Origin of the sequence: Halorubrum shenae, from assembly GCF_051194165.1 — an archaeon.
Lineage (GTDB): Archaea > Halobacteriota > Halobacteria > Halobacteriales > Haloferacaceae > Halorubrum.
Genome location: NZ_JBLZNI010000006.1, coordinates 125,918 through 139,353 on the forward strand (window position 1 = coordinate 125,918; position 13,436 = coordinate 139,353).

Annotated in this window: 13 protein-coding genes and 1 pseudogene; 7 read left to right on the forward strand and 7 right to left on the reverse strand. The window is 66.6% G+C overall.

Annotated elements, in window-relative coordinates:
• The first annotated feature begins 199 nt into the window (after positions 1–199).
• On the forward strand, positions 200–643 hold the full coding sequence (locus tag ACNS88_RS09390) for a DUF5807 family protein (protein WP_435096329.1): 444 nt from the start codon (positions 200–202) through the stop codon (positions 641–643).
• 27 nt (positions 644–670) lie between these two features.
• Here the strand turns inward: ACNS88_RS09390 and ACNS88_RS09395 are convergent, their stop codons facing one another.
• From ACNS88_RS09395 to ACNS88_RS09405, 3 genes are all read right to left on the reverse strand, one after another.
• Positions 671–2,323, reverse strand: a complete 1,653-nt coding sequence (locus tag ACNS88_RS09395) for a long-chain fatty acid--CoA ligase (RefSeq protein WP_435096332.1) — start codon at positions 2,321–2,323, stop codon at positions 671–673.
• Positions 2,324–2,464: 141 nt separating this feature from the next.
• Complete coding sequence (gene metX / locus ACNS88_RS09400; protein ID WP_435096335.1) at positions 2,465–3,763, reverse strand: homoserine O-acetyltransferase MetX; 1,299 nt, start codon at positions 3,761–3,763, stop codon at positions 2,465–2,467.
• A complete protein-coding gene (locus ACNS88_RS09405; protein WP_435096337.1) occupies positions 3,760–5,061 on the reverse strand; it encodes an O-acetylhomoserine aminocarboxypropyltransferase/cysteine synthase family protein in 1,302 nt (433 codons plus the stop codon). The genes metX and ACNS88_RS09405 overlap by 4 nt, the downstream gene beginning before the upstream one ends.
• Before the next feature lie 152 nt (positions 5,062–5,213).
• On the opposite strand from ACNS88_RS09405, the gene recJ reads away from it, so the two are divergent.
• Positions 5,214–6,635, forward strand: a complete 1,422-nt coding sequence (gene recJ, locus ACNS88_RS09410; protein ID WP_435096339.1) for a RecJ family nuclease — start codon at positions 5,214–5,216, stop codon at positions 6,633–6,635.
• A gap of 24 nt (positions 6,636–6,659) precedes the next feature.
• Here recJ and ACNS88_RS09415 read toward each other — a convergent pair whose 3' ends face one another.
• The 3 genes and pseudogenes from ACNS88_RS09415 to ACNS88_RS09425 form a co-directional block, all read right to left on the reverse strand.
• Positions 6,660–8,180, reverse strand: a complete 1,521-nt coding sequence (locus ACNS88_RS09415; protein WP_435096341.1) for a molybdopterin-dependent oxidoreductase — start codon at positions 8,178–8,180, stop codon at positions 6,660–6,662.
• Between the two features lie 3 nt (positions 8,181–8,183).
• A pseudogene (locus ACNS88_RS09420) lies at positions 8,184–8,447 on the reverse strand (spondin domain-containing protein); the annotation flags it as partial.
• Positions 8,448–8,634: 187 nt separating this feature from the next.
• Positions 8,635–9,198 (reverse strand): HalX domain-containing protein, encoded by a 564-nt coding sequence (locus tag ACNS88_RS09425; protein WP_435096344.1) that lies wholly within the window; start codon positions 9,196–9,198, stop codon positions 8,635–8,637.
• A gap of 144 nt (positions 9,199–9,342) precedes the next feature.
• On the opposite strand from ACNS88_RS09425, the gene ACNS88_RS09430 reads away from it, so the two are divergent.
• The gene (locus ACNS88_RS09430; RefSeq protein WP_435096346.1) at positions 9,343–10,071 is read left to right on the forward strand and encodes an RAD55 family ATPase; all 729 of its coding nucleotides are present in this window, start codon (positions 9,343–9,345) and stop codon (positions 10,069–10,071) included.
• 15 nt (positions 10,072–10,086) lie between these two features.
• On the opposite strand, the gene ACNS88_RS09435 is transcribed toward ACNS88_RS09430, so the two are convergent.
• Complete coding sequence (locus ACNS88_RS09435) at positions 10,087–10,425, reverse strand: ArsR/SmtB family transcription factor (protein ID WP_435096348.1); 339 nt, start codon at positions 10,423–10,425, stop codon at positions 10,087–10,089.
• A 185-nt stretch (positions 10,426–10,610) separates the two neighbouring features.
• Here ACNS88_RS09435 and ACNS88_RS09440 point away from each other — a divergent pair, with 185 nt between their 5' ends.
• From ACNS88_RS09440 to ACNS88_RS09455, 4 genes are all read left to right on the forward strand, one after another.
• A complete protein-coding gene (locus ACNS88_RS09440; RefSeq protein WP_435096350.1) occupies positions 10,611–10,949 on the forward strand; it encodes a hypothetical protein in 339 nt (112 codons plus the stop codon).
• Between the two features lie 322 nt (positions 10,950–11,271).
• A complete protein-coding gene (locus ACNS88_RS09445) occupies positions 11,272–11,871 on the forward strand; it encodes a flagellin (RefSeq protein WP_435096352.1) in 600 nt (199 codons plus the stop codon).
• 2 nt (positions 11,872–11,873) lie between these two features.
• Positions 11,874–12,590 carry a flagellin gene (locus ACNS88_RS09450; protein ID WP_435096354.1) on the forward strand — a complete coding sequence of 239 codons (717 nt, stop codon included), beginning with the start codon at positions 11,874–11,876 and terminating at the stop codon, positions 12,588–12,590.
• Positions 12,591–12,674: 84 nt separating this feature from the next.
• On the forward strand, positions 12,675–13,418 hold the full coding sequence (locus ACNS88_RS09455) for a DUF7500 family protein (RefSeq protein ID WP_435096373.1): 744 nt from the start codon (positions 12,675–12,677) through the stop codon (positions 13,416–13,418).
• Positions 13,419–13,436 lie beyond the last annotated feature (18 nt).

The window sequence follows — 13,436 nt, forward strand, 5'->3', positions numbered from 1 at the left end:
AGCCCACTCGGCGAGCCGGTCTCCGGATGGTGTTTGCGGGCTCATTAGGCGACGGATCTCAGTGAGACGTATTAACAGTTACTCCGATTCCACATGATCTGTCATCGGTTCGATGCGCGTCGACCCTCGTTACCGGCGACGATTGCGCAGTTCGACCGCGACTCGCACCCCTTTTACCGCTCACGCGCCTCGGGCCGGCATGAGCAACCTCGACGAGTTCCTCGCGGGCGAGCGGCTCGACGACGTGGTCTTCTACCTGAGCGACGCGTATCTCGACGACGACTCCCGGCTCCGGAACGTCGGCACCGAGACCGACGACGGGGTTCGACTGATCCTCGACGGCGAGACCGGTCGGTCCGCGTTCGAGGCCGGCACGGGCATGGGCGCGATGGAGTTCGCGAAGACGGCGATGGGCGCGGAGGGCGGGATCGCCCGCTCGCTCGACGACGGGGCGTGTCCCTTCGCCGAGGAGGGCCCCGACGACGACCACGCGGTCAACTTCGTCTTCGCGTTCGCGGAGGCGCAAAACGAGGACGTCGGCGGGCTCTACGCCGAAGGCGACGTGATCCACGCGTACGCCCACTGCACCTGCGGCGAGAGCTACTCGCACAAGTGGATCGTCGGCGACCGGGACGGCGAGTGAACCCGTCGCGAGCGGCTCGCTAGCGACTTACTCCTGCTCCGGCGCGTCGTCTTCCGGCACGGACCCCTCGACGAGCGACTGGTCGGCGTACTGCTCGCGGAGGTCCTTCTTCGAGAACTTCCCGGTGGCGGTTTTGGGTACCTCGTCGATGAACTCCACCGCGTCCGGGACCCACCACTTCGGGTACTCGTCGCGGAGTCCCGTCTCGATCTCCTCGACTAAGGCGTCGCGATCGACGTCGTCGACCGGGACGACGAACGCGACCGGGCGCTCCTGCCAGCGCTCGTGGGGGACGCCGACCACGGTCGCCTCGCTCACGCCGTCGTACGCCATGATCGCGTTCTCCAACTCGACGCTGGATATCCATTCGCCGCCCGACTTGATCACGTCCTTCGTTCGGTCGACGAGCTGGATGTAGCCGTCCTCGTCGACGGTGACCACGTCGCCGGTCTTCAGCCAGCCGTCGACGAACTCCTCCTCGCTGGCGTCGGGGCGGGCGAAGTACTCCTTGGTGACCCACGGCCCGCGGATCCGGAGCTCGCCGAACGCCTCGCCGTCCCACGCGATCTCCTCGCCGTCCTCGTTGATGACCTCGAACTCCAATCCGGGAACGACGAGCCCTTGTTTCGCTCGTTTGTCGACCTGCGTGTCGTAGTCGGCGTCACGGAGGTCGTCGGTGAGATGCGAGACGGTGCCGATCGGCGACAGCTCGGTCATCCCCCACGCGTGGAGCACCTCGACGCCGCGGTCGTCGTACCACTCGATCAGCGACTGCGGCGCGGCCGCGCCGCCGACGATCACGGTGTCGAGCGTCGAGAGGTCCACGTCGTTCCCCTCGCCGATGTACTCCCGGAGCCCGAGCCACACCGTCGGCACGCCCGCGGAGATCGTCACGCCCTCCTCTTCGATGAGGGCGGCGAGGTCGGCCGGATCCGGCGACGGCCCGGGATAGACGTGTTTCGCGCCCGCCGCGGTCGCGGTGAACGGCATCCCCCACGCGTTGACGTGGAACATGGGAACGACCGGCATGACGACGTCGGAGTCCTCCATCGGGATCCCCTGCGGCGTCTGGGAGGCCATCGTGTGGGCCCACAGCATCGACTGGGTGTACTCGACGCCCTTCGGCTTCCCCGTCGTCCCGGAGGTGTAACAAAGGCCGGCCGGCTGGTCGCTGTCGAGTTCGGGCCAGTCGTAGTCGGTCGGCTGGTCCGCGATGAACTCCTCGTACGGCGTGGCGTCGAGTTCGTCGATTTCCGTCGACCCCATCACGACGAAGTCGACGTCGGCGAACTCCTCGGCGCCCTCGGCGGCGGCGGCGAGCTTCGGCGCCAGCGACGGGTCGACGAAGATGATCTCGTCTTCGGCGTCGTCGACGATGTACTGAATGTGCTCGTCGGGCAGCAGGGGGTTGATCGTGTGGAGCTGCGCGCCGACGCTCGGGACGCCGAAGTACGTCTCGAAGTGGCGGGTGTGGTTCCAGCAGAACGTCGCTACCCTGTCGCCGCGTTCGATCCCGTACTCGTCGAGCGCGTTCGCGAGCCGAGCGGTTCGGCCGGCGTACTCGGCGTACGTGTGTCGCGTCCGTCCCTCGTGAGTCCGGGAGACGATCTCGGTGTCCGGGTACAGTCGTTCGGCGCGCCACAGGAACGGTTTGAGCGTCTGGGAGTGTCCACCGGGCATACCTCACACACCACGGAGTCGAGAACTATGAACGTTATCATGGTTGATCGTGAGAGTTCTGAGGAGACGTTTCTGGCGACACAGGCGATTGCTTATAAATCGTTGATACCGGATCGACCACGAACACCGCCAAAGCCCCAGCTATCCCTTAAAAAGGCTCGCGTGGACCGGCGCGTGGTCGGGCTCGGGACGCGCGGAGTCGTCGCCCTCGCTGCCGTCGTCGGAGACGGCGCGACCGGCGGTCCCCTCGGCGAGGAAGTCGCGGAGCGGCGGGCCGACGTGTTCGGGCTCGACGAGGAACGCGTCGTGGCCGTGATCGGAGTCGATCACGTGGTGCGCGACCGGGGTGTTGCCGGCGCGGAACGCGTCGGCGAGCGACGACGACTGCTCGATGGTGAAATGCCAGTCGGCGGTGAAGCTCAACAGGAGCGCCTCGCCCTCGAAGGCAGCGAGCGCGTCGGCGTCGGTGCCGTGGCCCGCAGAGAGGTCGTACTCGTCCATCGCGCGCGTGAGGTAGAGATAGCTGTTGGCGTCGAACCGCTCGCTGAACCCCTCGGCCTGATAGTCGAGGTACGACTCCACCTCGCGGTACGGGAAGAACGCCGCCGTCGGCTCGGGCGGCAGTCCGAGGTCCCCCTCCTCGCGGGTCAGCGAGTCGCGGCCCGCCGAGCGTCGTCCGAACTTCCGCTCCATCGACGCCTTCGAGAGGTACATGATGTGCCCGATCTGGCGGGCTAAGGCGAGCCCCTCGTCCGGCGAGGGCCGCCTCTCGCCGTAGTAGTCGCCGCCGTTCCAGTTCGAGTCCGCGCGGATCGCGCGGCGGGCGACCGCGTCGAGCGCGAGACACTGCGCGTCGAGGCGCCCGGCGGTCGCGATGGCGACCACGCGGTCGACGTCGTCCGGGTAGCGCTTCGCCCACTCTAAGACGTTCATCCCGCCGACGCTCCCGCCGACGACGGCCCGGAGCCGACCCACGCCGAGGTGGTCCAGGAGGCGGCGCTGCGAGCGCGCCCAGTCCTCGACCTGCACCGGCGGGAAGGCGGTCCCCCACCGGTCGTGGTCGGGCTCGTCGGGGAGGTCGAGGTCGGCGGGCCGCTCGCTCGTCGGGCCCGTGGTGCCGTAACAAGAGCCGGGGACGTTCGCGCAGACGACGTAGTACTCCGTGGTGTCGATCGCCTTCCCCGGCCCGACGATGTCGTCCCACCACGCGCGGGCCTGCCCCGCCTGTCCGGCCCCGCGGGTTCCCTCGTCGCGCTCCGGCGCGGGCGACCGGGCGACGTTCTGGCTGCCGGTGAGCGCGTGACAGACCAACACCACGTTGTCGCCGTCGAACTCGCCGTGGGTCTCGTAGGCGACCTCGAGGTCCGGGACCGACTGGCCGCACTCGAAGGTGAACTCCCCGAGCGAAGCGACGCCGTGGTCGGTCGGCGTCGCGCTCATGCGGATCGCCCCTCCGCAGCGGCACGCTCGCCGGCAGCGAGCCCTTGATCGAGGTCGGCGATCACGTCGTCAGCGTCTTCGATCCCGACGGAGAGCCGGAGCATCTCCGGGTGGACACCGGCGAGACGCTGTTGGGTCTCGTCCATCTGCGCGTGGGTGGTCGAGGCGGGGTGGATGACGAGCGTCTTCGCGTCCCCGATGTTCGCGAGGAAGCTCGTGAGATCGACCGACTCGCAGAACGCCTTGGCGACCTCGTAGCCGCCGTCGACGCCAAAGGTGACCATCCCGCCGTAGCCGTCGAGGTATTTTGCGGCGTTGTCGTGGCTCCGGTGGTCCTCGAAGCCGGGGTACGCCACCCAGTCGACCCGGTCGTCGTCGCGGAGGAACTCGGCGACGGTCCGGGCGTTCTCGCAGTGGCGCTCCATCCGGAGCGGGAGCGTGTTCAGCCCCTGGATCGTCTGCCACGCGTCGAAGGGCGACTGCTGGCCGCCGGTCGGCCGCACCCCGCGTTGGCGGGCGACGTTGGCGAAGGCGGCGTCGCCGAACCGCTCGACGAAGTCGATCGGGTAGGCGGGCGACTGCCCGTCGAGCTCGTCGTAGTCGGCGTCGGGGTGGTCCCACGGAAACTGCCCGCCGTCGACGACGACGCCGCCGACGGTAGTGCCGTTGCCCGTGATCCACTTCGTCGTCGACTCCCAGACGATGTCGGCGCCGTGGTCGAAGGGCCGGCAGAGATAGGGGGTCGCGAACGTGTTGTCGACCACGAGCGGGACCGCATGCTCGTGAGCGAGCTCGGCGAGCCGCTCGAAGTCGGGCGTGACGAGCGAGGGGTTCGCGACCGTCTCGACGTGGACGAACGCGGTGTCGTCGTCGATCGCGTCTTCGTACGCCTCGTCGTCGAGCGTGTCGACGAGCCGGGCCTCGACGCCGCGACGGTTCGCGATACTCGTGAGGTACGCGGCCGTGCCGCCGTACATCTCAGAGCTGGCGACGACGTTGTCGCCCGCGCTGGCAAGGACGGTCGTTATCGCGTCGAAGGCAGCCATCCCCGAGCCGGTCGCGACCGCGTCGGTACCGCCCGACAGGTCCGCGAGCCGGTCTTCGAGGACGTTCACGGTCGGGTTGGAGAGCCGAGAGTAGATGTGGCCCTCCGCCCGGAGCGCGTACATCTCCGCCGCCGCGTCCGCGTCGTCGAAGACGTAGGAGGTCGTCTGGTGGATCGGGGTCGCACGCGACCCGGTCGCCGGATCGGCTTCGGCGCCGGCGTGGAGACTCCGGGTGTTGAACCCACGTGTCATGTGTGTAGTGCATATATCTACAAACATCTATAACCGTCAGTTACGGCAAGTGATGCCTCGGCCTGTGTCGGAGCGGCGGCGAGAGGCGAAGTCACCTCCCGTCGGCCGACCGAAGCGTGAGTTTATCCCCGATCGCGAGCCAACGTGTCGTAATGGCAGCCGCCAGCACACCCGTACCCGCCCTCGCTGAGCGCGCCGACGCCTGCGCCGACCGGCTCCGCGCCGCGGATCGCGTGCTGCTCACGTCTCACATCGACGCCGACGGGCTCACCAGCGGCGCGATCGCCTCGACAGCGCTCGCGCGGGCCGAGATCGACCACGAGGTCGTCTTCGAGAAACAGCTCGACGCCGAGTCGATCGCCGGGATCGCCGCCCGCGAGTTCGACGTGGTGCTGTTCACCGACTTCGGCTCCGGCCAGCTCGACGTGATCGGCGAACACGAGGATCACGGCGACTTTGTTCCCGTGATCGCCGACCACCACCAGCCGGCCGATCGCGAGACGGAGTTCCATCTCAACCCCCTACTGGAGGGGATAAACGGCGCGAGCGAGCTATCAGGGGCAGGCGCGAGCTACGTGCTCGCTCGTGCGCTGGAGGGGACGGACGGCGACAACCGCGACCTCGCCGCGCTGGCGGTCGTCGGCGCCGTCGGCGACATGCAGGACTCGGACGGCGGGCTCGTCGGCGCCAACGAGGCGGTCGTCACCGACGGCGTCGACGCCGAGGTCATCGAGACGCGAACGGATCTGGACCTGTACGGCAGACAGACCCGCCCGCTCCCGAAGCTTCTGGAGTACGCTTCAGACGTGAAGATCCCGGGGATTTCGAACGACGAGGCGGGCGCGATCTCCTTTTTACGCGATCTCGATATCGACGTGAAACGCGACGGGGAGTGGCGGCGCTGGGTCGACCTCGACGGCGGGGAGCGGCAGGTGCTCGCGTCCGGGCTGATGCGCCGGGCCGTCGCCTCCGGCGTCCCCGCCGATCGGATCGAGGCGCTCGTCGGCACCTCCTACACCCTCGTCGACGAGGAACCCGGCACCGAGCTGCGGGACGTAAGCGAGTTCTCCACACTCCTCAACGCCACCGCCCGGTACGAGCGGGCCGACGTGGGACTCGCGGTGTGTCTCGGCGACCGGGGCGACGCGCTCGCCGAGGCGCGCAGGCTCCTTCGGAACCACCGCAAGAACCTCTCCGAGGGGCTGCAGTGGGTGAAGACGGAGGGCGTCACCGAGGAACAACACCTCCAGTGGTTCGACGCCGGCTCGCGGATCCGCGAGACGATCGTCGGCATCGTCGCCGGGATGGCGATCGGCTCACCGGCTCTCGATCGCTCGAAGCCCGTGATCGCGTTCGCGGAGGAGAGCGCCGAGGCGCTGAAGGTGTCCTCCCGCGGGTCGCATACGCTGGTCCGGCAGGGGCTCGACCTCTCGGTGGTGATGCGCGAGGCGAGTCAGGCCGTCGGCGGCGACGGCGGGGGCCACGACGTTGCCGCGGGCGCCACAATCCCGATCAACGAGCGGGACGAGTTCCTCGCCGAGGCGGACCGGTTGGTCGGCGAACAGCTGTCGTGAGAGGCCGTCTACGCGCCGTTCCGCTCACTCCTCAACCGTTCGACGGACCCAGCCGGACGCGCCGGTCGGGACGGAGCCGGACTCCTCTCGGATCTGACGGGCCCCCGTGCCGTCGATCGCGCGGACGACGACCTCGTGGGTCGCGTCGGGGTCGAAGGTGTGCCGCCACTGCCGCCAGACGTCGGCGTCGGGGAGCGGGTCGGAGAGCGTCGCGTCGGTCCACGAGTCGCCGCCGTCGGTCGACACCTCGACCCGCTCGATTCCGCGCGTTCCGGCGTAGGCGTGCCCAGCCAGTTCAATCTGACCGTTGTCGCGCTCCGTGATTCCCTCGTCCCAAAGCTTGGCGACCGTCTTTACCTCACCGGTGCCCTCCCAGCCACGTTCCTCCCAGTAGCCGTCCTCCTCGACGTTCAGCAGCTCGATCTCCGTGAGCCACTTCACGTTCGTCTCGCCCCAGTGGCCCGGGATCAGCACCCGGACCGGGTGGCCGTGGCCGGCGGGCAGTTCCTTCCCGTTCATCCCCCACGCGAGGAACCCCTCGGCGAGGGCGTCGACCGGGAACTGGACGTAGTACCCGTCCTCGCCGCGCAACATCGCGCAGTTACAGTCGCCCTCCGGGTCGACCGACTCGAGCAGCGGCCGGATCGGGGTCCCCGTCCAGACGGCGTTGTCCAGCTTGCGGCCGTTCAGGTCCTCGCCGACGCACCGCAGCGTCACCGCGCGGTGTTCGGCCGGTCGGTCGGTTAGCTCGTCGAAGGCGACCGTCCGCTCGGACCCGGTCTCGCCGGTGAACGTCAGCGACCACTCGCTCGCGGTGACCTCCGGTTCGAACTCCGCGATATCGACGTGGTAGAACTCGCCGATCGGGGTCACCATCCCGTGGAGGTCGTCGCTCTTGAACGCCAGCGAGGCCGAGTCGAGTTCCCGAAGCCGCGCGGTCGCCCCCTCGGACCGCGGGGCCTCGGCGAGCGGTTCGTCGTCCGTCGCGAGCGACCGGCGACCGATCGCCGTCGCGGCGACGAACCCGAGCGTCCCGGCGACGACCCCGAGAGTCCGGCGGCGAACCGCGTCCATGACCGCCGGCGAGTCCCCCGCGGCGGCGGTGTCGTCTGCAGCGGGTATCACGGACGCGGGGAGCCAGCCGATGGCGACGACGGCCGCCGCGGAGAGCGCCGCGCTCAGCGCGCCCGTCGAGATTCCGGTCAACCCCGCGGCGAGCAGCCACGATCCGGCGCCGGCGGTCGCGGCGCCGATCGCCCGTCGGTCGGTTCGCGCGGCGAGCCGAAGCCCGGCGAACGCGACCGCACCGAACAGCCCGACCACCACCGCGAACGCCAAACCGATGTGGATCAGGTGTCCCGCGTCGCCGAAGGTCTCGATCGCGAACGTCACGATCGGCCCGGGCGTCAGGTTGACGATGGCCTGATCGACGGGCCGGACGACGAACGACAGGGCCCACCCCGTGACGAGGTACGAACCGGCGACCGCGGCGATCCCGGCCGCCGCCGCGAGAACCGTATCTCGACGTTCGGTAACGCTGATCATGATCTACGTCGGAGTTACAGTCACTTGAACCACGTCCTCGGCGGCCGGATGTTTGTGGCCGTCGGCGACGGCACTCAGGCGCCGCACGACGTCCCCCTCGTCTGCACCCTGATCGGGCGCGTCCTGCGCGGGCGCTTGGTCGGGACCGGTTCCGGGGGGCTCCGCGTTCGGCTCCGTCCCCGCGTCGAACAGCGCCACGGCGTCGGTGACGTCACCGTCGACCGGCTCGCCGTCTTCGGGCCAGAGCGCGATTCCCTCCTCGTCCGAACAATCTTGTTGCCGAGTCGATGCGAACTCCGTTCAAACTTCGTTCGGGATTCGGGCGCGGTCAGCGGGTTTCGCAGTCGGACGGCGTCGAGGACAACGGTACGAGAGACCGAACAGATCGGGGAGAAAACCCATACAGTAACGCAGTGACGGGCCGAGCGAGGAGAGAATCGCAGACGACGACGGCTCAGGCCTTACCGATGTCGCGGAACATCGCGCGATAATCGTCAGACGACAGCGACTCGCCGAGCTCGTCGATGTCGGCGTCGAGGTCTTCGAGTCGCTCGACGAGCTCGGCGTACGCGTCGTTTCCATCGCGCTGGGCGGCGGGCTTCTGGGCGTCGAGCACCGCGCGCTTGCTCGCCAGCGCCGCGGTTTCCTGAATGAGCTCGTCGTACTCGCTGCGGGTCAACAGCGTGTCGATCGCCGCCAGTAGCTTCGAGCGGCTGACGGGCTTGGTGAGGTACAGGTCGAACCCCATCTCGATGATATCGAAGTCGGGTTCGACCGCCGTGACCATCGCGACGCCGCAGTCGTAGCCTGCCTCGCGGATGTGTTCGAGCACGTCGTCACCGCTCCCGTCCGGGAGCCGACGGTCGAGCAACACCACGTCGACCGCGCCGTCGATCCGATCGATCGCGTCGGCGGCGGTCTCGGCGAGATCCACGTCGTACCGTTCCTCGAGGAAGCCGGCGTACAACGCAGCAATGTCGGGCTCGTCTTCGACGACGAGAACCGAGGGATCACTCACCGCAGATCACCGCCGGAGTCGACGGGAGACGATTCACCGGACATACAGGAATGAGTGGTGTGTCGAGGAATAAACCTGTCGCCGTCGGTGCGATCAGTCCGTCGGATCGTCATTTATATACTCGCGCTGCAAAGGGTGGAACGAATGTCAGAACTCGTCTCCACCGGGGTCGAGGGCCTCGACTCGATCCTCACCGGCGGAATCACGGAGCGATCGACGGTCCTCGTCTCCGGGAACCCCGGTACCGGGAAGAGTATCTTCGGGATCCAGTACCTCCATCACGGCGTCACCGAACACGACGAACGCGGGGTGTACGTCTCCTTCGAGGAGGACGAGGCGGACATCCGCGGCGCGGCGGAGTCCATCGGTCTGGAAGGGTTCAGCGACTCCGTCGACAGCGGCGACATCGTGATCTTGGACAAACGCGAGATGCTCCGAGAGACCGACTTCTCGACGGCGGTCGACAAGCTCCTCGACACGATCGAGGACGGGGAGTTCGACCGACTGGTCCTCGACTCGCTGTCGATGTTCCAGCTCTTCTTCGACGCCGAAAAAGAGAAGCGGACGTACCTGCTGAAATTCTCGGACATCCTCAAGGCCAACGGGCTGACTTCGCTGCTCATCAACGAACAGGGCGCGGTGTTTCCCGACACCGAGGTCGGGTTAGAGAACTTCCTCACCGACGGGAACATCTACTTCATCCAGACACCGACCGACTCCGGCGTCAACCGCTACGTCTGGGTGGCGAAGATGCGGAAACAGGACATCGACACCGATATTTTCCCGATGGAGATCGGCCAGGGCGGTATCACCGTCCACGAGCGGGCTGGCGGGTTCTCGATGATGGGGCGGTCCGAGGAACCCTCGTTCTGACCCGAGCCCGGACTGTTACTGTCCCGACGAGAGGTCGCGCCACACGTCGTCAAGGCGGTTCTTCACGGCAGAGCGCTCCTCGACTTCCACGGTGAGCCCGTCGCGGAAGTCGACCTCGACGCCGTCGACTTTCCGTCGGTACACTTTCACGCGGCGATGCTCGTCCGAGAGCGGGCGGTCGTGAAGCTCGAGGAGGTCGGCGTCTTCCAGCTCCTTAATCCGGCGGTAACACGTGGCGATTGGGACATCGAGCTCGTCGCTGAGGTCCTGCGCGGACATCGCGTCGCCGGTCGCCGTCAGGATGTCCGTGTTATACTTGTTGCCGAGCACCGTGATCAGATTGTCCCCCACCATTCACGTTATCGTTGTTGATTTTTGGGAGTTAAAAGGATACCGGTGATCGGTGCAGGCCGAGGTGCCGGTCCCGTGGCGTGTCGGCCGTCCTGACGGCTTTTCGCTCGCGTTCGGTGAATCGCGAATGTTATCGCCGGTGATAGTCACCACCGTAGGTTTATACGTCGACTCCGGTCAGAAAGTGTATGGAGCTTATCGAAGGGCTGTATCTCGTGACGACCACCGTGCTGGCGGGCGCGAGCGCGATTCTGCTCGCGTTCGCGGTCTCCGCGTACCGGTCGTCAGGCCGGACGGCGATGGCGTACCTCGCGGTCGGGTTCGGCCTTGTCGTCCTCGCCGCCGTGGGCACGCCCGTCGCTGCCTTCCAGACCTCGTTCGCGAACCCGCAGGCGCTGCTGCTCGCCAACACCGGCCTGTTGGCGACGTCGATGGCGCTGGTCGCCGGAAGCCTCGCGGTGTACGAGCCCGGCACACAGGAGTTCGTAATTCCCGATTCGGAGCTGGCGCGGATACAGGACCGCTGAGAGGGTGTCGGAACCGTGCGGGGAACGGCATCGACGAGACCGAAGCGACGCATCTCAAGAGTCTCACTCGATAGCGACGCGGATTCGCGTCCCGATCGCGACGTATTCTGACGATCAGGCGAAGGAATCGAGGATTCAAAAATGATAATCAAACCCCGGTATAGTTAATGTTTTCATAAACTACTGTGTAAAAACTAATCCAAAAACCGCAGTACTGCAGCGTTTTATCAGGTCGAATAATCGGCACAGAGTCTTTAATAGGGTGATCGCCATCCACACCGATAACGCCCGCCGGGCAGGCCGGGGGCCAACGCAACACACAATGTTCGAAACAATACTGGATGAGGAAGAGCGCGGTCAAGTGGGGATCGGGACCCTCATCGTGTTCATCGCGATGGTGCTGGTGGCGGCGATCGCCGCCGGCGTCCTGATCAACACGGCCGGCTTCCTTCAGACGCAGGCAGAAGCAACGGGCGAAGAGAGTACAGCGCAGGTCAGTGACCGGCTGCAGGTGGTGAGTCAGTCCGGCACGTTCAATGATAGTGCCGCTAAGGAAGAGATCACGGGGCTTGATTTCGTTATCGCGAAGGCCCCCGGCGCGAGCAATATCGATCTTAATGAAGTCTCAGTTGAGCTCATTGGAGCTGACGGACAGGAGACGTTCTTACTCTCCGACGGGAATGCGACCGTCGACATCTTCACCGACAATGATGGGAATGTCGTGTTGACAGACAACAGCGACCGTGCCGAGGTCTACATCAATCTCAATAGGACAGTCGCGTCTGAATCTACGACCGCACTCGGATACTCTCTTAAGGAGGGAGACACTCTCTCAGTGACATTCACCACGCCTTCGGGCGCGACGACCACCGCGGAGATCCGCGTTCCGAGTACCATTGTTGACAAGACAGTGAGGCTGTAACAATGTTCGAATTCATCAATAACGACAAAGACCGCGGTCAGGTTGGGATCGGTACCCTCATCGTGTTCATCGCGATGGTGCTGGTGGCAGCGATCGCCGCCGGCGTTCTGATCAACACGGCTGGCTTCCTACAGTCGCAGGCAGAAGCGACCGGCCAAGAGAGTACAGATCTCGTCTCCGAGCGCATCGAAGTGACCAGTGAGGTCGGGACAGTCGGGAATGCTTCTGCTGGCCAGCTGGACTCGATCCGACTCAGCGTCACTGGGGCGCCCGGTTCTGATCAGATCGACCTGAGCGAGACGACGATACAGGCCGTCGGGCCAAACGGGCAGGCGAACCTCGTGTTCAACGACACGAATGCCAACGGAACGGATCTTGTTGGCACCAATATCGAGGACCTGAACGCGTACAACATCAGTGAAGGAGAGTTCGTGGTAGCGAGCGACGGTGTAGTCGTCGGTGACGGCAGCGCCGTCCTCAACAGCGATTCACAGTTCACGATCATCGTGAACCCTGCCGCGAGTCCGTTCGGCAGTGTGACAGATGTGGACACTGAGGTTAACAAAGCTGCTGGAGATGGAATCGACTACAACGACGAGATCTTCGGTCAAAGCGACAGGTCGTCGCTCGACGTCGTCTCGCCGTCCTCGGCAACGACGCAGGTCGATCTCCGTGCACCCGACCTCTTCACCACAGACGGCGAAGCGGTCAAGCTCTAACGAGCGTCGAATAGCCCCCTGTTAGGCTCCCGGCGGACCGTTCCGCCCGGAACACCTATTTTCTCGCGCCACAACGACTACGCCATGAGTGACCACGACGCACCGGCGGCCGACCCAGACGCCCCGCCGGCCGACCCCGAGGAACTCGACTTCACCGACGACGAGAGCGTCGTCGAGATCGGGGAGAGCCGGTACGTCGTCGGGACGAACGGCCGGCCCAACGTCCGCCGGGCGCAGCCGGAACAGGCTCCGGCCGACGAGACGGGCTTCACGTCCGCGAACCCGGCGAACCCGGCGGAACGGCAACCGTCGAATCCGGGCGGCGGGCCGGGGGGTGCAGGCGGCGGGCAGGGAGGTGCCGGCGCCGCCGCCAACGCGCCGCGCGGTGCAGGCGGTCAGACGCGGGGCGGGAACGCCGGCCAGCCGCAGGGCGCCCCCACGAACCACCCACAGAACGCCCGCAGCGCCCCCGAGGTCGACCGGCAGGCGGTGAGCCGGTGGCTGGCGAGCTCGTTCGACAACGACGGCTTCACGTACGGGATCGATGCGACGCTGCACGTCGACGGCGACACCACCCGTCAGCGGATGGTCTCGAACGACGTGACGGCGACGTTCGACTCGCTCGTGACGTGGTTCGCGTCCAACGCGGGCCCGAGCTCGCCGACGCCGGAAGCGCTCGGGCTCCTGCTCGTCGCGAGTGAGACGACCGTGGACGTCCCGCCGGTGGCGATCAAGCGCTTCGCCGCGAGCCACGGACTCACCGCGAGCGACAGCATCGGCGACCTCGTGCGTGCGGCAGAAGACGCCGGCGGCTTCCGGATTGAGTAGCAGACGTGCGTGAACTGC

Coding starts and splice junctions, on each gene's coding strand:
- ACNS88_RS09395 (WP_435096332.1), bottom strand. CDS start 2,323: ATGCCCGGTGGACACTCCCAGACGCTCAAACCGTTCCTGTGGCGCGCC.
- ACNS88_RS09440 (WP_435096350.1), top strand. CDS start 10,611: ATGGAGCTTATCGAAGGGCTGTATCTCGTGACGACCACCGTGCTGGCG.
- recJ (WP_435096339.1), top strand. CDS start 5,214: ATGGCAGCCGCCAGCACACCCGTACCCGCCCTCGCTGAGCGCGCCGAC.
- ACNS88_RS09450 (WP_435096354.1), top strand. CDS start 11,874: ATGTTCGAATTCATCAATAACGACAAAGACCGCGGTCAGGTTGGGATC.
- ACNS88_RS09455 (WP_435096373.1), top strand. CDS start 12,675: ATGAGTGACCACGACGCACCGGCGGCCGACCCAGACGCCCCGCCGGCC.
- ACNS88_RS09405 (WP_435096337.1), bottom strand. CDS start 5,061: ATGACACGTGGGTTCAACACCCGGAGTCTCCACGCCGGCGCCGAAGCC.
- ACNS88_RS09445 (WP_435096352.1), top strand. CDS start 11,272: ATGTTCGAAACAATACTGGATGAGGAAGAGCGCGGTCAAGTGGGGATC.
- ACNS88_RS09415 (WP_435096341.1), bottom strand. CDS start 8,180: ATGATCAGCGTTACCGAACGTCGAGATACGGTTCTCGCGGCGGCGGCC.
- ACNS88_RS09435 (WP_435096348.1), bottom strand. CDS start 10,425: ATGGTGGGGGACAATCTGATCACGGTGCTCGGCAACAAGTATAACACG.
- ACNS88_RS09430 (WP_435096346.1), top strand. CDS start 9,343: ATGTCAGAACTCGTCTCCACCGGGGTCGAGGGCCTCGACTCGATCCTC.
- metX (WP_435096335.1), bottom strand. CDS start 3,763: ATGAGCGCGACGCCGACCGACCACGGCGTCGCTTCGCTCGGGGAGTTC.
- ACNS88_RS09390 (WP_435096329.1), top strand. CDS start 200: ATGAGCAACCTCGACGAGTTCCTCGCGGGCGAGCGGCTCGACGACGTG.